15 protein-coding genes and 2 pseudogenes are annotated in these 25,767 nt (G+C 43.8%); 2 read left to right on the forward strand and 15 right to left on the reverse strand.

What is annotated here, in order from left to right; genetic code table 11:
* Positions 1-374 precede the first annotated feature (374 nt).
* The 4 genes from GNT65_RS03215 to GNT65_RS03230 form a co-directional block, all read right to left on the reverse strand.
* Positions 375-2,543, reverse strand: coding sequence for a peptidase domain-containing ABC transporter (locus GNT65_RS03215; RefSeq protein ID WP_160793688.1), 2,169 nt, complete (start codon positions 2,541-2,543; stop codon positions 375-377).
* The gene (locus tag GNT65_RS03220) at positions 2,543-3,790 is read right to left on the reverse strand and encodes an HlyD family secretion protein (protein WP_160793689.1); all 1,248 of its coding nucleotides are present in this window, start codon (positions 3,788-3,790) and stop codon (positions 2,543-2,545) included. Before GNT65_RS03220 ends, GNT65_RS03215 begins: the two co-directional genes overlap by 1 nt.
* Before the next feature lie 461 nt (positions 3,791-4,251).
* Positions 4,252-5,478, reverse strand: a complete 1,227-nt coding sequence (locus GNT65_RS03225) for an OprD family outer membrane porin (RefSeq protein WP_244952086.1) — start codon at positions 5,476-5,478, stop codon at positions 4,252-4,254.
* A gap of 398 nt (positions 5,479-5,876) precedes the next feature.
* A complete protein-coding gene (locus GNT65_RS03230) occupies positions 5,877-6,326 on the reverse strand; it encodes a DUF2057 family protein (RefSeq protein WP_244952087.1) in 450 nt (149 codons plus the stop codon).
* 722 nt (positions 6,327-7,048) lie between these two features.
* Here GNT65_RS03230 and GNT65_RS03235 point away from each other — a divergent pair.
* Positions 7,049-8,111, forward strand: a pseudogene (locus GNT65_RS03235) (IS3 family transposase).
* Positions 8,112-8,958: 847 nt separating this feature from the next.
* A complete protein-coding gene (locus GNT65_RS03240) occupies positions 8,959-9,528 on the forward strand; it encodes a CueP family metal-binding protein (RefSeq protein ID WP_160793690.1) in 570 nt (189 codons plus the stop codon).
* Between the two features lie 159 nt (positions 9,529-9,687).
* Here the strand turns inward: GNT65_RS03240 and GNT65_RS20615 are convergent.
* From GNT65_RS20615 to GNT65_RS03290, 11 genes and pseudogenes are all read right to left on the reverse strand, one after another.
* Positions 9,688-10,444 (reverse strand): annotated as a pseudogene (locus tag GNT65_RS20615) (transposase).
* A gap of 159 nt (positions 10,445-10,603) precedes the next feature.
* The gene (locus tag GNT65_RS03245) at positions 10,604-12,703 is read right to left on the reverse strand and encodes an MtrB/PioB family decaheme-associated outer membrane protein (protein ID WP_160793691.1); all 2,100 of its coding nucleotides are present in this window, start codon (positions 12,701-12,703) and stop codon (positions 10,604-10,606) included.
* A gap of 12 nt (positions 12,704-12,715) precedes the next feature.
* Positions 12,716-13,705, reverse strand: a complete 990-nt coding sequence (locus tag GNT65_RS03250; protein ID WP_160793692.1) for a DmsE family decaheme c-type cytochrome — start codon at positions 13,703-13,705, stop codon at positions 12,716-12,718.
* A 76-nt stretch (positions 13,706-13,781) separates the two neighbouring features.
* Entirely contained in the window at positions 13,782-15,761 is a 1,980-nt protein-coding gene (locus GNT65_RS03255; protein ID WP_160793693.1) for an OmcA/MtrC family decaheme c-type cytochrome, read from the reverse strand.
* A gap of 396 nt (positions 15,762-16,157) precedes the next feature.
* Positions 16,158-16,646 (reverse strand): YybH family protein, encoded by a 489-nt coding sequence (locus GNT65_RS03260; protein ID WP_160793694.1) that lies wholly within the window; start codon positions 16,644-16,646, stop codon positions 16,158-16,160.
* A 35-nt stretch (positions 16,647-16,681) separates the two neighbouring features.
* Entirely contained in the window at positions 16,682-17,578 is an 897-nt protein-coding gene (locus tag GNT65_RS03265) for a copper resistance D family protein (protein ID WP_160793695.1), read from the reverse strand.
* A gap of 19 nt (positions 17,579-17,597) precedes the next feature.
* The gene (locus tag GNT65_RS03270) at positions 17,598-18,020 is read right to left on the reverse strand and encodes a copper resistance CopC family protein (protein ID WP_160793696.1); all 423 of its coding nucleotides are present in this window, start codon (positions 18,018-18,020) and stop codon (positions 17,598-17,600) included.
* A gap of 569 nt (positions 18,021-18,589) precedes the next feature.
* Positions 18,590-21,712, reverse strand: a complete 3,123-nt coding sequence (locus GNT65_RS03275) for an efflux RND transporter permease subunit (RefSeq protein ID WP_160793697.1) — start codon at positions 21,710-21,712, stop codon at positions 18,590-18,592.
* A gap of 12 nt (positions 21,713-21,724) precedes the next feature.
* Positions 21,725-23,476 carry an efflux RND transporter periplasmic adaptor subunit gene (locus GNT65_RS03280; protein WP_160793698.1) on the reverse strand — a complete coding sequence of 584 codons (1,752 nt, stop codon included), beginning with the start codon at positions 23,474-23,476 and terminating at the stop codon, positions 21,725-21,727.
* Positions 23,473-24,900, reverse strand: coding sequence for a TolC family protein (locus tag GNT65_RS03285; protein WP_160793699.1), 1,428 nt, complete (start codon positions 24,898-24,900; stop codon positions 23,473-23,475). Before GNT65_RS03285 ends, GNT65_RS03280 begins: the two co-directional genes overlap by 4 nt.
* A complete protein-coding gene (locus tag GNT65_RS03290) occupies positions 24,900-25,421 on the reverse strand; it encodes a DUF411 domain-containing protein (RefSeq protein WP_181006141.1) in 522 nt (173 codons plus the stop codon). The genes GNT65_RS03285 and GNT65_RS03290 overlap by 1 nt, the downstream gene beginning before the upstream one ends.
* Positions 25,422-25,767: the final 346 nt, after the last annotated feature.

Here is a 25,767-nt window from a genome sequence, read left to right on the forward strand (position 1 = left end):
ATTGATCATCAAAAGGAGGCTTCATAAATTAAGCCATTTGGACCGCAGGGAGTCCGCCTAACGGAAACAGAGTAACCCGAGTACCAAAGAAGTTGGCTAACCATGATAAACCGCCATTCACTTGCTTGATTTCGCTCATTGTTAGTTCTTGCATAATATTTTCCTTAAATTAAACTCTTTAACGTTATGTTTGCCTAAGCGCTCAAATGAACTGTTTAGGTTTATTTGGCCTTAAGCAACTGACCAAGGGCGCGGTTTCCCGCAAAAGTTGCCGCGCCCTTGCTTTTAACCGATGCCATGCTTTGCGGTGTATAGCCTCACACTGCATCGATTAAAATTCCTTTTTATCTATTTCTCTAATTTTCAGTTCTTTACTACGCTTTCTGAGTATTCCCCATCAAACTCTGCATCTCATCCTGCGTGTAGACTTTGCCTTGATGCATGACCAATACCCGCTGAGCCTGCTTGATGGTTTCCGGCCGGTGCGCGATGATGATGCGCGTCATATCGAGATGTTTTATCTGCTCGCTAATTCTTGCTTCGTTATTAACATCAAGATGACTGGTGGCCTCATCCATAAACAGCAGGCTCGGTTGCTGGTATAGGGCTCTGGCAAGCAACAGGCGCTGTACTTGCCCGCCGGAGAACTGGTTGCCCATATCCCCCACCAAGGTGTTATACCCCATGGTCATTTTACTAATGTCGGTATCAATAGCGGCCATTTGTGCGCACTGCTGCATACGCAAATAGTTAGGCTCGGGGTCGAAAAAGGTAAGATTGTCTGCGATAGAGCCCGATAGTAGAGTATCGTCTTGCATGACCGCGGCGATATGTTTTCGATATGCTATCAAGCCAACTTGAGTAATATCTTGCCCATCCAGCAAAATTCGCCCTTGTGTCGGGGTCAACAGCCCAAGCATTAGCTTTACTAACGTTGTCTTGCCACAACCAGACTCCCCCACGATGGCAACGGATTCATTGGCATTAATGGTTACCGACACATCATCGATGATACAGGGCTCATTTGGTGCGTATCGGAAACTCACCCGCTCAAGCGTTAACTGTCCAGTCACCTGGTTGAAGGAAGTGATGCTCTCTCTATTTGCTTCCTGTTCGTGCAGCGCAATGTCAGAGATACGGTCGAGGTGCAAACGCAGCATGCGAAACAAAATAAGTTGTTCAATCAGACTAGCAAAACGCTCTGTCAGCTGATTCTTGTATGCGATAAAAGCCAGCACCATACCGATTGTTAAGCCACCGCTCATCACGATCGTTGCCGCCAGGTAAACCACAATGATGTTCTCCACCCCAAACAGCAACTTGTTCATGGCATCGAAGCTAATTTTTAACTTGCCTAAACGGATATCTGCATTAATGACTTCGCTGTAACGGTTTTGCCATAAACTTTGGCGTTGGGGCTCGCAGGTAAACAGCTTAATGGTTTGTATGCCGCGAATGTTCTCTAAGAAATTCGTTTGCTCTTTGGCGCTCGATTGTATGGACTCTTCGGTTGCACGGTGCAGCGGCCGATAAAGCGCAAACCTCAATAAGGCGTAAAGTGAAATTGCTGCAACAACTACTAATGTCAATTTGACGCTATAAATTAACATCATCACCAGCACGGCTATTGACATGACACCATCGACAACCGTTTCAACTAAACCGGTAGTTAAACGCTCTCGCACCTGGGCAAGTGAGCCAAACCGCGAAACCAAGTCACCAACATGGCGCTTTTCAAAATAACTCATGGGCAGTCTAAGCAGGTGACGCAATAAATTGACACCCATCTGCATATTGAGCAGGCTCGATACACGCAACACCAACCAACTACGCACGCTAGTGGTAATTACGTTGATAGCCACAAGCAAGCCAAAGCCTACTGCCAACACTATGAGTAATGGTTTATCTTGGCTAATGAGCACTTCATCAACCACCCATTGCATGTAGTAAGGCGTGACCAGTGCAAAGACTTGCAACAATAATGACAACACGAAAAGGGTTGTTAATGCTCGTCCTAACCCAGTCATCTTGCTCCAAAGCTGAGATAAGCGCATCTGCTGGCGTTCATCAACCTGCTCAAACCCTTTGGCTGGGGTCAACTCTAACGCAATGCCAGTGAAATGCTCGGCAAACTCACTAAAGGTAAAGGTCTTTTTCCCAAACGCCGGATCATTAATGCTCACGCCGGACTTAGTCACCCCGGTCAACACCACAAAATGATTCATGTCCCAATGCAGCACACAAGGTAATGTGAGCTTACCGACTTCTTCTATCGGACACTTCAGCGCACGGCTCGCAAGCCCTATGCTGTCACTGAGGCCAATCATCTGCTGCAGATTCATCCCCTTTAAATCTGCACTAAAACGCTTCCTTAACGCCGCCATATCTAGTTTGTGGCCATAAAAGCTAGCAACCATGGCTATACAAGCCAAACCACATTCAGCCATTTCTGCCTGCAATATAAGCGGTACGCGTTTCTTACCTGAAAATTCCAACAGTTCAATTGGAGAGGACTCAGTAGTCATATCTGTAGAAGCATTCATCAGCCGACCCTCCCTTTCAGGCTGTATATTGGGTCAAGCAGCCAATCGAGTAAGCTTCGTCTATCGAGCACAATGTCAGCCTCAAGCAACATGCCACTTTTTAGCGGAAATGCTTCTCCATAAGCCAGCATATCCTGCTTAGACAACTGGGTCCGAATACGGTAAACAGGTTCTGACAAATTAACAGGTACTCTGGCTTCACCATCGAGCAATAACGCCTTATCGATGCGAGAAATATGGCTTTCAAGGAACCCAAACCGCTGATAGGGAAAGGCATCAAAGCGTAATCTAGCCTCATCCCCTTCTCTAACAAATCCTGCACTACGGGTAGGTAAAAGTAGCTCAGCGACGAGCTCTGCGCCTTGAGGGATAAGACTCATTAACGGGCGATTTGTCGCAATAAACTCTCCCTCAACAATTTGTATTGCGGCAACCGTTCCCGCTTCTGCAGCGCGGATAACATAGCGATAATTATTTTCAGTTTCATCGATTTGACGTTGAAGGTCTGAGCGACGTCTTTTAAGCTCACTCTCTTTTAATGCGTACTGGTGGGGTAACAGCTTAAGCTCAGCTTGTGACGCATTTAACTGACTAGAAACGGTTACTTTATTGGATTTAATATTTTCAATTTCTTGTCGAATATTGATAAGTTTCTCTTGCTGAGACTGATAATCGAGCTCAGAAAGAAAACCGTCCTGATATAACTTCTTATGCTGATTTTGCTGAGACAGTTGAATCGACAGTTTTTCAGAAAGCAGTTTCTCCAGATTATTAATGACAGAGAGTGAGCTTTGATTATCTGAAATCGCTGTTCTTAACCTAGCAGACTCATCTGCCAACATTCTTTGGTTGACTACTCGTTCAGCCTCGAGCAAGTCTAACTGTTGTTTCAGTTCGCCAATTAAAGACTCGCTGAGTTCTACACCGGAGGTCATGCTACGTCTGAGAACGATAGTCACTAAAGGATCTCCTTCTTGAACTAGCGCTCCCTCTGACACGTGCAGTTTCTCAACGTTACCGCTACGATTGGCGAATGTCTTAATAAGCCCCTTATTAGGAACCAAATACCCTCGAACGGTTTCCTTTCTGGCATAGTGGGAACAAGAGAGAAATACAGCTATAGCGGTAACAACGACAAAAATAATAAACGCAGAATTATAAATAGACAGGGGCTGTGCCAGCGACACATCACCATGTAGCTTTTGCTTTTGCGCCTCAACGGCCTGTTTTCGGAATAAACTAGACATACCACATCCCTGTACTCAACATCATATCAATCCAAATTGATATATGAGCTATCACACCACAGTAAATAATTTTGTGACGCACATCAACAGCCGAAAATAAAACACAACCCCGTAACATGTGTCAACAAAAAAATCATTATCGGAATCATCAAAGCAATGAATTTCTAACATTGAATTTTTACCGAAACAGATACCACATTAAAATCAACACCTTAGAAAACCTATTTTTTAACTTGTCTATGGATATTATTTACGCAAAAAACATCGTTAACCAAAGACTAATAAAGGTGTAGTTAAAAAAGAATAAATTAATACTGATAGTAGTAAGGGCTATGCGTATACTTCTTACTTGTCTAGTTATTAACATGCAGTGATCTTCCCCCGATTATGTAGACACCTAGCTTGCTGATAAATACTGTAATTCAAATTCATCAGGGAAAGATCAGGTTGAGAAACAAATTTTAAAACTTGTAAGTAAACTTAGCTCTTAAATCAGTAGCATCTTTATCATTGTTTTCATAATCCAGCACGGTGAAATCAACTGAAATAATGCAGTTTTTAAAATCACCAACAAAACCATAAACCAAGTTCAATGTCCATTCATCAAGATCTTTACCCACTTCAGGGTTATCAAACGAAGTAACTCTTAATTTGCCATCTAGTTGATTGAATCTATATCCAACACCAAGCTGATACGAGTCAGTACCAGCCTCGAAGGCTGCAACACCGGCTGTTTTTGTGGTTTTGGTGAATTGAGAATATGCGCCTTGTCCAACACCTCGAAATACTCGGTACTCTCCTGCTGAACCACTAACAGTTGTAATTGCAGCAAAAAACTCTAAGTCGTTATGGTTTGCGCCAAATTTAACTCCAAATAGATTGTTATTGGTGAAATCAGAATTATCCCAGGAATTAGTATAAAGCTGAGCAGCAATATAGCTTTTTAATGGAATGGGTAGTGTATATTTCACATCAGCATATAATGCTTTAACCTCACCAATGACATCAGCATATTGACCCTTAACTCTAATTTCATTTGATAGAGAGGTATTAATCTGTGTAAACCACATACCACTGTCACCAATATCATAAAATCCCCCAGGACGACCTATTCCATTTTGTTCAAATTTTACAAAGTCATTATCTCTGTAATATGATTTGTCTGTCCGTGTTTGATATTTAGTTACATATCCTGCAGATATCTCAGTGTTTAATAAACTCTTATTGCGAATCTGATACATTTCAAACGACTCCTTGATGAGCCTAGAACCAGAATCGGCGACAAAAGGAGATGAAAAATGCTGTCTTCCCCCTTTGAAGGTTGTATCACCTAATGTGTACTTCAAATAGGATTCCGACAAAACAGCACCATCAGCATCCATACTACCCGCAGTTTTTCCATCTGGATCATCCCTACTCGTTATATAGGATCCTTGAAACTCCCCCCCTAGTTCAAACCCGTTAAGTTCGGCAGTGCTAAAGACAATATTGCCACCATTCGCCCATATTTGACTTTGGTGGCTGCCCTCCTTGTCAAAGGTTTGCACGAAGTAATATGACTTCATCGCACCATGAAAACTTCCTTCTGAAAACCACTTATCAAAACTGGAAGCCGGTTCATTTGCAAAAGCTGAAGTACTGCAAATTAAACTTAGCGCTAATACTGATAGGTTTTTATTACTCATCATTTACCCTTCTATGATTTTAGTCACTTTACAGTGGCCTAGCTAGGTTCCACACCAAATGCTTCTGACCAATGCAGTAATATTCACCTCACACCTACTGTCGCTACTAAGTAGTTAACATGTTAGATACGAAATGACTCCATGAAAGAGAAAATGAGGCAACAACGTTACGACAATAGGTGGACGTAATATGACTGTTGCTAAGAAGCCAATAGCCAAGTCATCCATTGTTAATTCACTCAATAACAGCCGATGCTGAGTCCTTTGCTGAGATTGCAGTAACCACTGGAGTTGAGGAGCACTTCAACAACGCAGCTGTTATCGCAAAATTGGCTAATATCTATTTCAAACGACGAAACGTGATATCAATGTAACGCTGAGCCTCGATAACTCTTTCAAAATTAATCTTTGGCTGACAGAACGTTAGCGATAACGCTTGTCATCGGCTGTAGTGTTAGCTCTTTATTCGCGCCGACATCTGGCGTAACCGTTAGATATGGTTGCTTTAAATATGAGTTAGCTGCATTCACATCATCTAACTTAGGAGGAGCTAGTGTGATTTGTTTTGAATTAATAACTAGCTTTAGAAAAAGAGGTTGTGACTTTACCCAAGTGGATGACTCATCAGCATTTACACCTTCAAATAAATCTCTATACCGCACAACCAATACATGTGAACCTGGCGATAACTCTAGTGAACTATCAATGCTGTTATTGAAATTCCCGTCCACATTAAGCAGCTCTAATTCTTCAGAGAATGAAATTTGAGCGGCCTCTGATGGCGGCGCAATGAAAAATGACATCGACAGAGATGACGCAGCAATGGCTGCAAGAATAGATTTTGAGAACATAACTGTTTCTCCAGAATTTTTAAAAACACAACATCTTGGCTCAAAGCATTTTGCTTATCAGGCTATTGTTTTAATTAAAATTACTGGATGTTTGGCGGAGGGGTTTGAACACCTACAGTTATGGAACGATTGCTCCAAGTAGAACCAGAAATCTCCTGTGTTACAGATGGCTCGATTGGAAGTAAATGAATTGGTGCGATCACCGATACCAGATTATTACAATGACTAGAACACTGTCCTGATTGCCCGCAGTGACTCTTATTCATATCGCATTTACATCCCATATCCCCTTGGCAACACTTCATCGAAGAATGGGCTTTTTGCATTTGCGCTATTTCAGTAGTTTGCTGTGACATCGGCATAGCAAAAGCCAGCCTAGGAGCAATCGCCTGACCGGTTAGCATCATTATTAATGTCACTATTAATAGCAAATTACGCATATAAAACGCTATCTACACTACTGAGAGAATTCGTGAAATAAATAACATATGTTAGGCAAATGTTTCTATGGAAAAATTAACCAATTCTATATTTATTGATCGTAGTCAATATTTTGCTTTTAGGTTAATAACTAATAAGTATTTACTATGCTGTGAATCGTATAACTCATTACAAAAACTTGGTCAAGTAGCCCATAGTTTCAAGTAATGACCTATTCCCCAAATTTAACACCATGACATTAATGGGATTTCCAATACACTGAAGCCAATGGAGATCTCAACATGAAGAAACGCTACACTGAAGAACAAATCATTAAAGCCATCAAGCAGCATGTGGCTAGGGCAAAAGTCGATGATATTTGCCGTGAAATGGGCATATCCACGGGCACTTTCTATAACTAGTGCAGCAAGTATGCCGGGCTGGAAGTGAATAAAGCGAAGCGGCTAAGGGAGCTGAAAGTGGAGAACAACAAGCTCAAAAAGATTTTGGCCGATAAGATGCTGGAAGTCGAAGCCATGAAGGATGTGCTGTCAAAAAAGTGGTAACGCCAGCGGCAAAAAAGCTTGTTGTCCAACGCTTGATTGAATGTTTTAACCTCTGTGAGCGTATAGCCTGTAAGCTGACAGAACTGAGCCGGACTGCGTTTCGCTATCAATAAGGCTGACAATGAGCTCAGGCAGCGGCTGAAGGCGCTGGCGGCACAATATTCATGGGTATCTGATGCTGCATGGTTTGCTCAAAGGCGAAGGTTGGATGCAAAATCGTAAGCGAACCTATCGGCTCTAGACGGAGGAGGGCTTGCAAGTCAGGACTAAGAAACGCAAGAAGCTAACCCGGCCAAGACAACCCATAGAGGTGCCAACTGCACCCAATCAGCGTTGGTCTATGGATTTTGTGTCAGACCAACTCAGCAGTGATCGGCGCTTTCGGATACTGAATGTCGTAGATGATTATTAGAGTGAAATGGTCGGTCAATTAGTCTCTATATCCATCAATGGCCGACAGGTCGCAAGATTTCTGGATCAGTTGATGGAAGAGCGTGGTAAACCCAACAAGGTTACCCATGACAACGGGACAGAATTTACCAGTAAGGCAATATTCTTCTGGAGTAAGGAAACAGGCGTCACACTGGGCTTTATCCAGCCAGGGAAGCCCACGCAAAATGCCTTTGTGGAAAGCCTTAATGGAAAATTCCGGACCGAATGTTTACACCAGCACGGGTTCAGAACCTTGGACAAAGCCAGATACGAAATCGAGCTATGGCGTGAACACTACAACCATGTTCGCCCACATAGTTCACTGAATTACATGCCGCCGGTTGAATATGCTAAACAAGCGGCATAAGCTGGAAAATCTCATTAAGGGATTGGTACTAATCTAGGGGAAAGGTCAGGGGTAACGTTTATTGTTCATGAACACCTCTTTTTAGCTAGTTTATCTAACTAAAAGGTGTCTAGGAAATCAGTGATGATTCATTTAGTGGGCTACATTATCTCCTATGCAAAAAGCTTAAGTGAAATTTGTCCATAAGATTTGGGGCAGTCCAGAATCGCTCAAAACGCTTTGAATCTGTTAATAGCGTCACATTTTAATAAATGCCTCCCACTGCTGAATTTCAAAAGTGATAAAATTCACTTCACTAAGTGGCCTGGATTCAACTGATGAGAATATACGTAATATTATTAATAATGTTTGCTTTAACTCTTCAAGGATTCGGTTCATCAAGCATGGCGATGAATGACCATTTAGTATCTCAAAAAAAATACCATCGATTATTAATAACTCAATTCGATAATGCTTTAGTACAAGAATCTGTAAGCATAACCCCGTATACTAGTCGAGATAATGAGCAAGCTATCAGTTGCTGTTGCAGCGAATACTCTTCATGCATAAAAAATACCTTAAAAAGCAGACAACAATGTGAACATGAATGCGACCACTGCGACCACTGCGACCGATGGCATAGTCCTGCAGCTGTCCTCATTTCATGTTATTTTGAATTCAACCAATCAAAATCAGAATCTATATTAGATCGCACGCTAGATTCAAGCTCAACCCTGTTAACTGGTCTAGCCCCACCTCCTTAAGCCTAAAGTGCCGCAGTTTATTAAACACTTAATAATCAATTGGTATTAGCTTGGTAAATAACAACCAACAGTAATACCCATTTATAACGCCCAAAGGATACACCATGTTAAAACTCATATTTATCAGTAGCTTACTAGCATTAGGCGCTAACAGTCCCGCTCACTCACAAACGCTAATAGATGCAAAGAGCTTTAAACAGTTGAGTTATAAAGAGGCAGTACTTGAAGCGCATAAGCTATATAAGAATAACCAAGGCATTATGGTTAAAGTTCTACCAAATGAGGTAATCGCTTCATTTGCTGATGGCACTTCAGCTACCGTAGGAATACCAAAAGATAAATTCTTTCTATCTATTGCACCTTTCTTAACTAACACCCACCCATGTACTAATCACGTACCAACTGGGTGCACAGGGGAACTCGTTGGCGAAAAAATGCATATGTCGGCTGTGGATGTCAACACAGGTGAAGAGATCCTTAATCAGATGGTAACGACTCAACACGATGGTTTTATTGATTTTTGGGTGCCTCGCAATCGCGAGTTAGCGTTTACTTTTCATTATGGTGATAAAAATGGCATATATCGTGAGGCTAAAGAAGTGCTTTCAACATATGGAAATAGTCGTACCTGCATTACTACAATGCAGCTTTCGCTCAACAAAACCAAACAGTAAAATCCCACTTGCATAGTAGGTGGCTCTACTTTTGGGGCACCCTTATAGGGTGCCTTTGCGTTTTATGAAAGCTTTAGTTGTTGCCGGAATTCCCAACCTTAGCCTTCCCACTATAATACTGACAACGATGGAAAACGTGAGAAGCGGATTCATCTCTGTTCATAATTCATCCCCCCAGCAGCCGTGAATGACTAATAATTCTGCCAGCGTCCTGGCCGTCATCGACTATCGGTGTCGCATCAGCTCTTTCCCCATACGCACTATTGATAGCACATTACGATTCTACAGCGTACTGTTCTGAAAATGACGCTGCAATTGCAGCGCTTCACCAAAAGGCCCCCTCTTCCCACTAAAATCTCAATTGCACCAGCAAAGCAATCATCAGCAAGAAAGCCATTCTTACTACGTTACGGGTTGTGCGGTGGCGCAACCCAAATCCGTAAGCAGAGCTTTTTAAATCCCTAAAAGTCTCTCCAGTCTGCATTCGCTTTTAGTAAAGATTGACCAGCTTCTTGGGCTGCATCGCTTCCATTGTTAGATTGATCAGTAGCACCCAAGACTCTTTTGTTGTCAACTCAGAGCAATGAGTTCGCGTCCTTCACGCATATCAGACCAATCCACCAAAACGATAGGCATAGCGTGCTGTGTCAGTAACCATTTAGCATGCCATTGATAGACAGCTAATCTCTCACGATGAAGGTTGCCAAGTAACCTGTCCATACGTTTTATCGAATGCTTGGTTTGCGCATGAGTTCCATCAATATGGTGACCTAAAGCGGCCAATGTAAGACGGTCTGAATCAATGAGAGCCCGGCAGGGTATTTAGACGCTTTTGATGAATTTCTGGACAATACTGAGGTAGCCCCCAAAAAAAACAGTCCGCAAAAGTAGAGTTTTCTCGTAAATCACACTTCAAGGTACAAATTCACTCTAATCTCTCGATTTATTTCAAAGTTATCAGGGGACTCCTCAGGGATTAGCCCATAAGGAACAATCACCACCTCCTATGGAGGTGGTTTCAGAGTGCCAATAATAGAAAACCGCGAATACGGCGTTTTTTACAGGTTTTAGGCAATTACATCTTGTAGCTCATGCTAAGCATGATCAGATGAGCATTGTAGTCGTGGTTGTTGTAACCAAAGCCGACGACATTCCAAATACCATCTGGCGCAATGTTGTTACCTGAGTCATTGTCCTTATATTTTTCCATCTTATAGTCTAGACGGACAGCCATCTTTTCAGTGGCCTGATATTGGCCATAGAAATTGACGTTATGAACCTTGGCATAGTAATCATCATAATCGCCGGTGAGACCCTGCTGTACCTGGGTATTGCTGCTTGAATCTGAGTAGGTGTAGTCCACGCCCAGGCGTAGTTTCTTCTCTAACAGATTGTTGTAGCTGAACCCAGCGCCCATTACATCGACCTGGTCTTCAACTAAGCCAAACCAGTTTGGTGCGGCGAAGTTGTTGCTGCCAGCCTGCTGTGAATCAATGTTTTGACGATCGTAGAAAGCGTTAACCATCATATCGTCGCTGAGCAGGTAGCTGAGGTTGATGTCATAGCTGACATCTTTTGACTCAGTTAGGCCGATCTGGGTTTCGTTGTAGTCATCCAGAGCGTAGCGGCCACCAAAGTCAATGGTCAGGGCGTCGATTGGCGTGTGGCTTATACGAGCCTCAACCATGGTGCGCTTACGATCGGCAAGGTTGTACTTGCGCAGTAAGCTGTTCGACTCACTTGAGGTCCACTCAGAGGCTTGATATTCGGAGCCATCACGTTCGCCATAACTACCCTTAATCCACATATCCCACTTATCGAATGCGCTTAGGTGGTACTTAGCCCATAGCGTATTTTCATCAGTGGTTTCGCGGTCTTGGTAGCTGCGTTCGTCACGGCGGTAGTCATAACCGACATCAAGCTTCATACCACGGGTGATACGGAAATCGGTGCCTATTTTCCCCCTTTGTGTCGTGAAGTCATAAGGGGGGTTGTAAGCTACTTTGCCTGTGGTGGAGTCGATGCTGATCTGAGTCCACTCTTCCACATTGGTTTTGTTATCGCGGTCGCTATAGTCATAGCTGGCGTTAACGCGTACCGTGCGGTTGATGCGAGATACTACCTTGAGGTTAGCGCCTTTCATATCCACCTTGGCATCTAGCACATCCACAGGTGTCTGGTAACCATAACCTGAGGTGACCAGTGCCTGATCCTGGCTCATTTGACCGTAATGCACGCGGCCGCTCATGATGGTGCTGCCCGCCGTGTATTGGCCCATCAGCGAGACTGTGTGCGCCTCGTTGTCTGGGTCTAAGGCCATGGTGCCCTGAGTTTGCGCGCCGAAGGTCGGATTAAAAGCATTGTCAAAGGTCAGCTGGCTGTACTGGTTCTTAAAGCTCGAACCTGAGTAGGCCAGGGCGGTAAACCAGTTATCCCCCCTGAACTTAACGCCTGCCTCAACTGTATCTGTGGTGTAATCCACCGGTTCGGCCAGCATCATTGACTGATTGAAGAAGCTACCCAATGCCTGCTTAAGGCCAGTTTTATCTTCACGTTCATAGGTGATGTAGGTGCTCCACAGCTCTTCACCTTGATACTCAAAGCCCAGGCCAGCGCGCTTGCGCTTGAGGGAAAGTTCAAGGGGATTAAGGCTGCTGTACAGTTCACTCATATCCAGGCTTGAGCCTGCAGTCTGCCAGTTGTCGGGCAGAGTGAGGTGGTCACCGCCTACGCCTTGATAAGGACTCATTGCCTTGTCAGTCTTGTAGGTGGCTATTTGACGGTAGTTGAGGCTCAGCTTGTGCTGTCCTACCTTGCCTGTTTCGAGATCAAGAGATCCGTTTTCCATGCCTAGGTTTTGCGCTTCTATACTGGCACGGTAACCAGATTCGCTAACGTAACTGACATCGGCATCGACCTTACCGGCAAATTCATTTTCGGCGGCAAAAGCGTTGGCTGAGCGTATATCATCGCTGTCGTTGTAACCGACACCTGCACCGATAGTACCGCTGACGCCTGTCTCAATCTTACAGCGCTTACAGTCCCAGTTATTGAACTTCACTTTTTCTGTGTTGGCGTTTTGAATGCCATAGCCATCGGCCAGCGCCATGCCAGGAATTGCGATACCGGCATTAGCGATAAGGGCGAGGGTGACTACATTGAGTTTGAATTTCATCTTCTCGTCTCCTTAGCGCTGGAACAGTTTGCCAGATGGATGGTTAGAACCATGGATCTGGTTGTGACAGTTCAGACAGCTGCGACCACCGGTAAAGGCATTACCACCCACAGTAGAACCTTGGTCAGTGTTGCCCATGTAAGCATTGCTGGCATGGCCATCGCTAGCGTGGCACTGCTGACAAAGTTGCGGGACGCGGGTCTTCAACATGCCCTCATTAACACTGCCGTGTGGGTTGTGACAGGTAACGCAGTTTTCAGTTACGGGCGCATGTTCCCATAACTTTGGGCCGCGTTTTTCTGCGTGGCACGAGTAGCAGGTTTCGTTAACGCTGGGCTTGACCAGGTCCGAGTCCGACAGGGTACCGTGTGGATTGTGACAATCGCTACAGACCATCTGCGCCCACTTCATCGGGTGAGAAGAGCGCTTGTTCATATCGGCTTTTTGCTTGGTGTGACAGCTGGTACAGACTTCCATCTCTGTGTTCTTAGAGAGCACAGGATCTTTATCTGTGTGCACCGAGTGACAAGAGGCACAGGCTACATCGGCGTTGTCATGGTGACCGCCGTTCCATGCCATGCGCTTGTCATCTTTGTGACAGCTCATACAGACGCTGTTTTGTTTCTCTGCAGACAGGGTAGAGTCGGGACCGAAGGCAATCATCGGCTCGTTACCACCGCGATTATGCTTACCCATAGGGCCGTGGCAGGCTTCACATTGCAGGCCGGCCATCGGGCTTTTGCTCGAGTCGGCAGCGCCGTGTACGCCTTTAAACAGATCCATGACCTTTTCTGATTTGCCATGACACATTAGGCAAGAGTCGGCACCTTTAGGCGAGTATTGGCCTTCGGCAAACTTCTTGTCTAGCGTGGCTTCCACCTCGTCAGGGGTCATCTTAGCGTCCCACTTAGAAGCAACGGCCCCTTGGCTTATGCCAAGAGACAGCACAGCTGCTGCCATCACCGCAGGAATCAGCCTTTTGAATTGATTTATGATGTTCATAATAGACACCCGTATTTGCAAAATGAAGAATGGAAAAAGGGGAATATATCCCCTTTTTTATACCTGGACGTGCAAATTACATCTTCATAGCAGTGTGATCGTCGATAACCGGTGCGTGGCAGAAGAAACAGGTTTCTAGCTGCGCCGCATCGTTAGCAACATCTTTGGCACCATTGATGATAGCCCCTTGGCTTTCGGCATGACTCTTAACCAGATTGTCGGAATGACAAGAAGTACAAGTCGCCGCGATAGGAGTGCTGTACTGGCCTGCAGCTGTTGCTAGTGCGCCTTTAGCCTTGAAGGCGTTCAGGTTGAAGTCGTTGTGACACTGGGCGCAATCTTTGATGATGCCTTGTTCACCATGCTCTACGTGCAGTTTCATCTCTAGTGCACCTTTGTTAGCGCCGCCAGCGTATGTGCCATCAGGCGTATGACAAGCTACACAAGCATCGACTCCTATGATGGGCATATCGTTAGCGTCTTTGGTGTGAGACAACTGCTCAGACAGAACAAAACCAGCATTATGGCTACCTTTGTGGACTTCAAACTCTTTGGTGTGGCAAGAGGCACATGCAGTGAAGTTTACCGAATTAACGTGGCGCATGCTTGGTGCTTGGCCAGATAGGGTCGCGAAGGCCATATCGGCTTTCATGCCAGTGTATTTTTCGGTGTCGCTACCATCGAAAGCTGGATCGTCACAGGTGACGAATTCCCCTTTATCTGAACACATTGCCCAGCCAACGAAGGTAAAGGCCGTTTCGCTATCTGTACCCTCTGCGCCGAGTTGAAGGTCTTTGCTGGTAGTGTAAACCAGTTTGCCATCTTCAATCTTAGCGGCTGCATCAAGCACGCCATTTTTCACAGCGCTGATAGAGTCTTTACCACGGTAACCAAGGGTGACATTGTTAGGCCCTACGTTAGTGATGATATCGAAGCGTTGTACCATAGGAAGGATGGCCTTGATATCAACAGCAGCGCCATTGGCATCGACAACCTCAATGCTGATGGTTGCAGCTTTGGTATCAGCGTTGATAGCAGATTCAACATTAAGACCGTACTGGTTGATTAAGATCTTTTTCTGAGTTGGTGCTTTTGTATGGATCTCTTCAGTCCAGCTCGCGTTATGACAGGCAACACAGTTACTGTTGTCATTTTGCTGAGAGTGGCCTTTACCCGTCTTGAAATCTACGTCAACGTGACAGCTACTACAGACTCCTATTGTGGGTACACTTGACCAGTTGCCCCATTCAGTTAGTTCATCAGATTGTACATGGCAGTTTTGGCAAGTATCTTGCACTATGTTATGTGCAGTTTCCGCACTGAGGTCTAAGTTACCGCCATACATTTTTGCATCGTTGTGTACATTGTGGACCAGATGGTTGAAGGCTGCTTGTGGGCGATTACGATCATCAGCCAACTCTTGGGTATGACAAGAAATGCAGGTTTCAACTTGAGTGGAACCACAGTGGATGACTTTGTCTGGGGCGTGACAGTTGTTACAACTGACCGTAGCGACAACATTCTTGGTATAAAGGGCTTCATAGCCTTCACCTGAGAAATCTTCTGAGATCTCAGTACGGGGTACAGCCGTTACACCGTCAAGCAATGTTGATGCGCTGGCGACGATATTGTATCTTTGGGTCAGCTCAGGGTTATAACCTTCCACGTTAATAGTAAAGGTGTAACTACCATCTTTATTGTCGGTAAAGGTTTTTTGTGAGCCAATATATTGCCATTCAGCTGCATTACCTGTCCCTGTTGCACCAAGAGGCAGTAACTGTACTGCATTTTTCACTTCCAGGTCTTTTAGACCGACAACGGGGAGGTTTTGCTCGTTGGTCGCAAAGACAGTTATTGTTGGGATTCCGTTGTTATAGTTGACGTTAGTCACATCAAGGTTAAGTTTGTTGATGACATACGCGACTGAACTGCCATCTTTACCATCTTTACCATCTTTACCATCTTTACCATCTTTACCATCACTACATCCACTAAGAGCCATGGAAAGTGTAAAAGCGGCGAGAAGCCACTTAAAATGTCTATTTTGTAAGTTCATCTCATATCCTCATATTTTTTATTTTCACTAGACATTGTTATTATCGTGAGAATTTCCGTTAAGAAAATTACCACCATAAACACCCAGAAACTATACTAAACAAGATATAAAAAACACTTTAAATATAACTCATCTGTGATCAACACCTTATATTTTCTTAGAATCAAACAGAATCCCCAAACAGTTAAAATTAAAATTCACTTACCCACAATACACAAAAAAAACACACACAAAAGCTATAGCAATAATTAATCTTTATCGCCATTCAAAAAATCAGAAAATCCCTTTCCCGTTCAAATAAACATCTTTGAAATTGCAAGTGACTGTAATTTTCTTGGGGAGCACTTACAGGAGCACTTTAATTGATCCATCAACTAATGGGTTGATACCATAAAATTATGACCAATGGATATGAATAATTTTCCACCCCCCACTTTGTTTAGCCAAAACCAAAGTTTCCATGCCTGTAGAGTCGATTTTTTTACTCTTATACTCACCCGTTGAGTGGCTAATGGAAGTAGATATTGCTATATCACCCATAATTCGCACTTGGTGTTCTTTAAGAGTAATGTTGATAGCTTTTAAATAAGCCATATCGGCATACATATGATGACTAACATAATCAGCTAATGAGCGCTCCGCGTTACCACCTTCATAGATCAACACTTCTTCTGATAAGGCCATCATCACAGTCGCTTCATCACCAACTCTCAAGGCTTTATGAAATTTTTTAACTAATTTGGCTGGAGCTGAGTCCATGCCAATAAATGCCATTGATTCAGAATCATGATTCTCTTCGCCATGCGCAAAGACCAAATTACAGTACCCAGCCAAAAACAATAAGGTAAATCCAGTTATCAGAGCCTTTGTTATTCCACTTATCATTATACCCCCTCACTAATTTTAATTTTTTACGAAAACTAACTTAAGCTTTCTGGCCCCAATACGCTTGATAATACGGCTGTCGTAGCCAAGATTAGGAGACCAACTATGAACTCTAAAGCGATAGAATTCTTAAGTTTATATTTCATTTCCTGCTGTTCTTCATGTGCCAATTTAGGTACTAATATGAATTTATGCAGCGCAGCGAATAGTAAAATGATAGTGACAAGAAAGAGTTTCAGGCTCACTGCAATACCATAATCACTATTGAGGAACTCTTCGGGCTTATTGAATAACATCCATAATAACCCCGTGCCAGAAAACAACACTAAACTTACAAGCGCTATACCCAACAGCCCAAATCTGTCCATCACATGTTTTAACGCAATCGCATCTAAGGTTGAACACATTCGCCATAATGGATAAAAAGCACCAACCCAACACCCAACAGCCAACAAATGCACAAAAATAAAAAATCTTGCTAAAACATGTAGTTCAACGCTATGACCAGCCAAACCAAATGTTGCAGCTAACAATACAGTGCTCACAACAAGTGAAATTAAAGCTGCTCGCCTCACTCCTTGAGCCGGGTTTAACATCAATCGACTGGCGGAAAGAGCCAATGCAAATCCCATTAAACGCCATCCGACCGACTCCCCTACAGGTGTAGCCCATAGAAATACGTACATTTGAATATCAAGCATGCCGGCAAACCCATCGTCAGCGAATGACCCGACCTGAACTAGATAGTTTACTGTCACAGCAAAAATTCCCAAGATGGCACCTAAACTAACATAGTCACAAATTATGCTAACTTCACGCCGCTCAAGACGAACCGAACCCAGCATAAATGCTCCCCCCATAATGGCAGCAACATTAAGGTATATGAACCATTTTGATAATAGTGCCATTATTTCAAATGAGGTTAATATCATGGGCTACTCCACTTAAACCTTATTGATGAGCTTTATGTTCTGTAGTGTTTTTTTCCATGGTCATTGGAATCATTGTGCGCGTATTTGCACCACTACCATGTATCATGAATTGAAACTTTCCTTGCATTTTGTGACCATCTTGTCCCATTGCCATCCAACTCACTGTATATGTTGATTGATTTAATACAGGAAGTGGCAATAAATATTCATCTTGGAATTTCCCATCTGTTGGCATGGTTAATTTTAAATCATTTTGTTTGCTATCTTCCAAAGTTACCTTAACTAATCGCACCCCCCCAGAAAATGAAAGCTCCATATTTTCTGGAGTTTCATCTAGCATAGTCCCCTCGGCAGGCATTGAACTACTTAGACCTACATGGGCCCAAACTGAGCTGCTGGCAACAATAGTGGTTACTAATAAAACGATGTTAACTAATTTCATTTTGTTATCCTTTAATACCTTTAATACCTTTAATACCTTTAATACCTTTAATACCTTTAATACCTTTAATACCTTTAATACCTTTAATACCATCCCAATTTTTTAGGGAAAACTATTGCGTGTAGTGGTGCGGCTAATACCCTACAATTAGGTGCCCCTTAATTATAATCATTCATTACGTGATGAATAATTAAATTCACCTTAACTTGTCTTTCACTATTTACATGTCCAAACCAACTTTTCTAAACCCAAACATAAACAAAGCCTTCAGCACTCATAATTCCTGCGAACTTCAGGATTAGCTGAATAATATCGTCAAAATGTTATTCGAGTGCTTGGGCAATATCCCCAGCCCTGATAAGCAATGTGATTTTCATGCCCCCCTTATATAGAGTTTTGAGACTTAATATAAAACTCTGTTAATTAAATTAAGCAACAGATCCCTTAAGCCTGTGATGCGAAACAGCAGAAAGATCATGGATAAGCTTAGCTATCCTACCCATGTCCCCAAGCCTCAGCTTTAACAGGCTAAGTTATTACACTCCCTTACAATAGTTAGCGATTTAGACCTATTTTTGTAACTGAGTACTTCTCCAAAGGAAAAACACAACCGGAACGACGACTAAAGTAAGCGCAACAGCAGTTACCATGCCGCCAACCATAGGGGCTGCGATACGGCTCATCACTTCTGAGCCCGTTCCGGTTCCATATAGAATAGGTAACAAGCCAGCGATAATCGCTGCAGCAGTCATCATTACTGGTCTTACTCGCATTCCAGCACCTTGCATAACCGCTTCTCTCAATCCATTTCGACAAGGAACTGTGCCATTGTTTTCACAATCATTAATCATCTGAACAAAGGCTTGATTAAGATAGACCAACATGATGACACCAATCTCTACCGCGACTCCTGCGAGCGCTATAAAGCCAACGCCAACCGCCACCGAGAAGTTATACTCCTGCAGGTACATCAACCAAATGCTGCCCACCATCGCAAACGGTAGTGTTCCCATGATAATGCCGACTTCAATAAAGTTACGGAAGTTCATATATAGCAAGAGAACGATTATCCCTAATGTTAACGGTACTACATAAGTCAATTTGGCCTTGGCACGCTCCATATATTCATATTGACCGGACCAGGTTATAGAGTAACCGGCCGGAAGTTTCAGTTGCTCGTTGACCACTTTCTGAGCTTCGACCACATAGCTACCTATGTCTATTCCTGCTATGTCTATATAGGCCCAACCATTGAGGCGTGCATTCTCACTCTTAATCCCAGGAGGACCATCCTCGACGACAATATTGGCCACATCAGCAAGAGAGATTCGCACCCCTTGCGGGGTAATCACAGGTAACATTGCCAACTGCTCAGGTGAGTTACGATAATCCTGAGGATAACGTAGGTTAATGGGATAGCGCTCTAAGCCTTCCACAGTTTGTGATACATTCATGCCACCGATAGCAGTAGCAATAACCTGCTGAACATCGGCGATATTTAGTCCATATCTGGCCGCCTTCTCTCTCTGAATATCGACCTTAATGTAACGTCCGCCAGCCACGCGCTCTGAGTATACCGACGCCGTACCAGGAACATTTTTAAGAATACGTTCCAAATCTTTACCTATATCCTGAATCCCCCCCAACTCGGGCCCGGCAATCTTGATCCCCACAGGGGTCTTAATCCCTGTCGCAAGCATGTCGATACGGGTCTTAATCGGCATCACCCAAGCATTTGTCACTCCTGGCAGCTTTACCAGTGCATCCAACTCTTTCTTAAGACTCTCTGTGGTGACACCATCTCGCCACTCACTCTTAGGCTTAAGCTGAATAAAGCTTTCGATCATGGTTAAAGGTGCTGGATCGGTTGCCGTCTCCGCTCGTCCGACCTTACCGAAAACTGTCTGCACTTCCGGAACGGTATAGATGAGTCTATCTGTCTGCTGTAGCAGCTCACGCGCCTTACCGATGGAGATCCCTGGGTAGGTGGTAGGCATATACATGAGATCGCCTTCATCCAGAGGCGGGATAAACTCGCTACCTATGCGATCCAGAGGCCAAATACCTATACCTAGTACGACCAAAGCAACAGTCAATGTCGATTTAGGAAATTGCAAAACTTTGCGCAGAACAGGCATATAAGCCACGGTAAGCAGGCGGTTGACCGGGTTTTTATGCTCCGGCATCACCTTGCCTCGAATGAAATACCCCATCAATACCGGCACTAAGGTAATGGCCAAAGCTGCCGAAACCGCCATGGCATAGGTCTTGGTAAACGCGAGCGGTGCAAACATGCGCCCCTCTTGCGCCTCCAGAGTAAACACCGGCACGAAACTGACTGTAATGATTAACAAGCTGAAAAACAGGGCTGGCCCCACCTCCTTAGCGGATTCGGCTACAATTTGCCAACGGTTCTCGTCCGTTAACTGTGTTCGTTCCATATGTTTATGCATGTTTTCGATCATCACGATCGCGCCATCAATCATGGCTCCAATGGCGATTGCTATGCCGCCAAGTGACATGATATTAGCGTTAAGCCCCTGAAAATACATGATGGAGAAGGCAGCTAATATACCAACTGGCAGGCTGACGATGGCCACCAATGATGAACGAAAATGAAACAGAAACACCATGCAGACCAAGGCAACGACCAGAAATTCCTCCAGTAATTTATAGCCTAGGTTTTTCACAGCGCGATCGATAAGGCCGCTGCGATCATAAACAGTGACCACTTCGACCCCTTCAGGTAACCCCTTTTTCAATTGTTCCAACTTTGCCTTGACACCATCTATGGTTTTTTGTGCATTCTCTCCGTAACGCATCACAATGATCCCACCGACAGTTTCCCCCTCACCATTAAGCTCGGCAACGCCGCGTCGCATTTGGGGGCCTAAACCTATTTCGGCGATATCTTTTAGTAATAATGGCGTACCATTGTTATTCACTCCCAGTGGTACACTACCAATGTCTTCCACGCTCTGCAGATATCCAGTGGCGCGAACCATGTATTCGGCTTCTGCCATTTCAACCACAGATGCACCTATCTCTTTGTTTCCTCGTTTAATCGCTGTCTCAATAAGTGAGAGAGGAATACCAAATGCACGTAATTTATCGGGATCAACTTTAACCTGATACTGCTTCACCATACCGCCTAAAGCTGTAACTTCAGATACGCCTGGTACGGTTTGCAGCTCATACTTTAAAAACCAATCCTGCATACTACGTAATTCACTGATGTCGTGTTGACCCGTTTTGTCTATCAGCGCGTAAAGATAAACCCAGCCGACCCCTGTAGCATCTGGCCCCAATTGTGGTTTAGCATTAGTGGGAAGTGACGGGGCTACCTGACTCAGATATTCAAGTACACGACTTCGTGCCCAATAGAGGTCGGTCTTCTCATCGAAGATGACATACACATAGGAGTCACCAAAGAAAGAGTATCCTCTCACTGTTACTGCACCAGGTACCGATAACATGGCTGTTGTCATCGGATAGGTCACCTGGTCTTCGACCACCTGAGGAGCCTGACCGGGAAAGCTTGTTTTGATGATCACCTGCACATCTGATAGATCCGGCAAGGCATCGACAGGGGTGTTTTTTAGTGAAAATAACCCTATACCCACTAAGAATGCTGCGCCCAACAATACGAAGAAGCGATTCTTAACCGACCATTGAATAATGGATTCAATCATTTTGCTCTCCTTTTATTCACCGTCGATGCCAGACATTTGCATGGGGTTAATATTGGTGATAACAAATTGACCGTCTCGGTTCTCAAAAGTGAAGTGGAGCATGGCTCCTACTTTAAATACCGACATATCCAGATCTTTACCTACCATAAAGCTCACATCCGACGCTGGTTCATTCCACTTTTCTATTGGTCCACGGCTGATATTGACCATTCTGTGACCAGCCATTACCGAGTTAACGACACCAGAAACAGTGGCTCTATTACCCGAATCATTACTTTGTGACTTATCACTGTCTGGAATATGTATAGCCGTAACCTCAACGTTGCCATCATCCGACTTACTTAGTTCGACGCGCAATGTTAAACCAGGCTTTAAAACTGAAAAGTTAACCGAATCTGCGACGGTGAAATCCATGGTCATTGCAGGCCAATTCCATTCGGAAATGGCTTGATGATCCATGTTCACCATGCGGTGCCCTGCCATTAGGCTGTTAATGCTGGCCTCTACCGTTATGGTTGAAGGAACCGAAATTTCATCTTCAGCTTGGCTATTCATGCGTTTGAAGTCTGAGCTCTTACTAGACTCAGAATCAAGTAAGAACTGTGCGGATGAAGCAACTCTGTCACCTTCGGAGAGACCAGATAGAATCTCTGCAAATTTCTCATCGTATCTGCCAACCTTTACTGATATCGACTTATAACGGCCTGCACCAAGTGCAAGTACCACTCGGTCTGAGCTCCCTGTCCGAATGATGGCTTCTTTAGGCACAAGCAGCGCCTTTTCACCCTCGGCATGAATGGTTACCTGGGCAAACATGTTGGGTTTCAATTCCCAATGACGATTATCGAAACGTAATCTTGCCTTTAGTGTCCTAGTCTTACTATCTATAGTGGGATAAACATAATCGACCTTGCCATTCCAGACCTTACCCGGTAGATAATCCAGCGTCATGCTAACTGTCTGTCCCGTTGAAACAAGGGAGGATTGCCGCTCGAATATTTCAGCATCTACCCATACTTGATCTAAATTACCGACAGAAAATAGGGTATTGCCGGGTTTGACATAAAAACCTTCACGAATGTTAAGGTTATCGACAACGCCACCTTCTGAAGCAAAAAAAGTGATGTTTTGCTTAACTTGCCTGCTTTTCTTTAATTCCGTTATCGCATCATCTGGTACCTGTAGAGCCTTTAACCTTTCCATAGCTGCTTGGATCAAACGCTGGTTGTTTCTCTCCAGTGCACGCAGGTATTCTTCCTGTGCATTGACAAGTGTAGGAGAGTAGAGCTGATATAAAGGCTGGCCTGCCGTGATCCTATCGCCAGCGGCTTTAACATAGAGTTTCTCTATCCAACCCTCAACTCTGGGATGAACATGAGTTAACAGATCCTCATCATATTTGACATAACCTACGGTTTCGATTTTCGTATGCAGTAAGCCCTTTTTTACCTTGACTTTACGGACCCCCAGGTTATTAACCACTTCTGGCGAGATCATTATAGTCCCGGGACCAGCATCTATGCCGCCCAATTCCTTCTTGTAAACAGGGATCAAATCCATACCCATTGGCGACTTTCCGGGTTTATCAGAAGTATAATTAGGATCCATTGGAGCTACCCAATAGAGAGGTTTATCTTGTTCCGCTGTAACTACTTGTATTGAATCTGTGGCAGGTCCTCTCAAACTTATATATGAAAATGTGCCTATAGCCCCTACAACCACTCCTAAAACCAACAAACTCAATACGTTAACCTTATTGCTCATTTTTTGTCTCCATTACTTTCCATAGCGCCGTTATCACTCAAAATCATCTGTTCTGGAGTGGTCATAAGAAAGTAATTCAACTGAAGTTTAGTTTTTTGAATGTCCACATCGATACTCAGTTCATCTAGCCGTGCATTTAACTCTGCGATTAATGCACGAACGACTTCGGCAAAATCGCCATCATCGTTGGTGTATGCTGAAAGTGATGCTTCCGCTTGTTCCTCCATTTGAGGTAACAATTCGACACGATAGCGATATTGACGCTGTTCTAGCTTTTTAAGCTGTGCCTTTGAGGTTCCAAATGCAGACATCATTTCTCTAAGACGAAGCCATTTACGTGTCTTAACCTCTTCGGCCTGTGATACAGCAGCCTGAACTTCACGATCTTGCTTATTGGAAGTAAAAATCGGCAAATCGAAGCTTAATCCGATAGTAAAAAGATCTGCACGATCGTTATTCAAAGGATCATCTCCCCTATAACCATAGCCCGCATTCACTCCCCACTCGGGTTTATACTTCTGTTTCGACAACTCGACTCCCTTCCTACTTGCCTGAATATTTTTCTCAATAGCATCTACAGAAGGGTGATGAGAAAAATACTGAAACAAAGTTTGTGGTTGCACCCGCTCTTCTAGATACAATTCGGGATAAAGCAGTTTGATTCTAGGCAGCGTAGTAGCCAATTTCACATCAACTTCTTCACTCTGGAACTGAGCGTCGTAGGAGAAATCATCAACAAAATACTGGCTTGTCCATTGATATAATCGCTGCTTTCCCATATCCAACTGTTGCTTAAGAATATCAAGACGATCATCAATACGTGTCACCTCAAGTTGAGCCCTTACAATATCTTGCTGTCTAGATTTACCTAGTGCCGCCGAATAACTGGCCCTTGCCACATCAGACAGCTGCTCAAACAGAAATCGCTCTTTCTCTATTAGGGCGATACTTTCTTGAGCCTTATAGATATCCAACCAAATCAGCCCTGTCGTAACTGCGACTTTGGCCTTACGATCTTCTATTTGAAATGGGTACTGACTGGCGACTAGCTCAAGTTGCTGCTGCCTGAGCGCCAAACTATTCCCACGAGGGAACATCTGTGACACCCCTACCTTAAATTGAGTCATCCCTTCCTGACCAAAATCAAATGTATCCAAAGGCATGTTTGCCAGACCGACATTAACCTTAGGGTCCGGCAAGGTCCCTGCTGCGATACTTTTTGATTCATAAGCATCTTGTATGTACCGTCTTCCCGCCAGCCAAGGGTCATTTTTCTGCGCTAACTTAATGGCCATCTCTATTGTTAAACCGGGTTGCAAAGTCGATTTAACCTCTTCAGCAAATGCCAGCTGAATACAAAGATCAATAATCAAAACGATGATAAAAACCAGGGGAACGCTCTTAAACAGTAGTGTTCGTATCATTAATACTGCCCCTTCAATGAGTTCACTTCGGCATAGACACTGACAGAGCCATCAGCTTTCAGTAATACCACGTTGTAAGGAGTAAATTGCTCCCCCTGCTCCATGCCAGGGCTTCCCAGAGGCATGCCGGGAACACTCAGCCCAATAGCGCCTTCTGGTTTCTCTTCGAGGAATTTTTTAATAAATTTTGCAGGTACATGTCCTTCAAATACAAAGCCCTCTCTAGAAAGTGCGGTGTGACAAGAGTGGTATTTGACGGGAATGCCGTTTGAGCTTTTAAACTCTGTGAGATTATCTCGATTAACCGCTATAGTTTTGAAGCCATTAATGTCCATGTTTTTAGACCATAGACCACAGCATCCACATGAGGCACTTTTATATACGGTTAAAATCTTAGAATGAGCTTGTTGGACTGCGTTTACAGTTTTATCCGATCCATTAGTTGGATCGCTACAAGCTAAAACCAACATTGATACAATGATTGTAACGATCAGAAATGTGAGTACTTTATAAGGCAACATAATATCCCCCAGACGAACTCCAATCAGGGAATATCTCTAAATGAATTAGGTGCAATGTATTCATTTAAACTTGAACCTAAGACTTCAAAGCGTCAAAGATTAAAGTACAGCACTAATACCATCGAGATTTGATCAGAGCCGACGTCGATACGTCAGAAATCACTTTGTAGGAGTAAAAATCTCCCGCTAACACACAGAAAACAAATAGAAAGAACGGTCAAAATAAAGACAGATCTATCCTGTATTAGCAGGCTATCGGAGGACGATAGTTGGTCGTTGGGTAGGAACTTTTAAGAGAAAAAACGTCTGATAAAATCTGCGCTGATGAGATTTTCTTTGAATTTAA

Origin of the sequence: Shewanella insulae, from assembly GCF_009831655.1 — a bacterium.
In the GTDB taxonomy this organism is placed as follows: Bacteria; Pseudomonadota; Gammaproteobacteria; order Enterobacterales; family Shewanellaceae; genus Shewanella; species Shewanella insulae.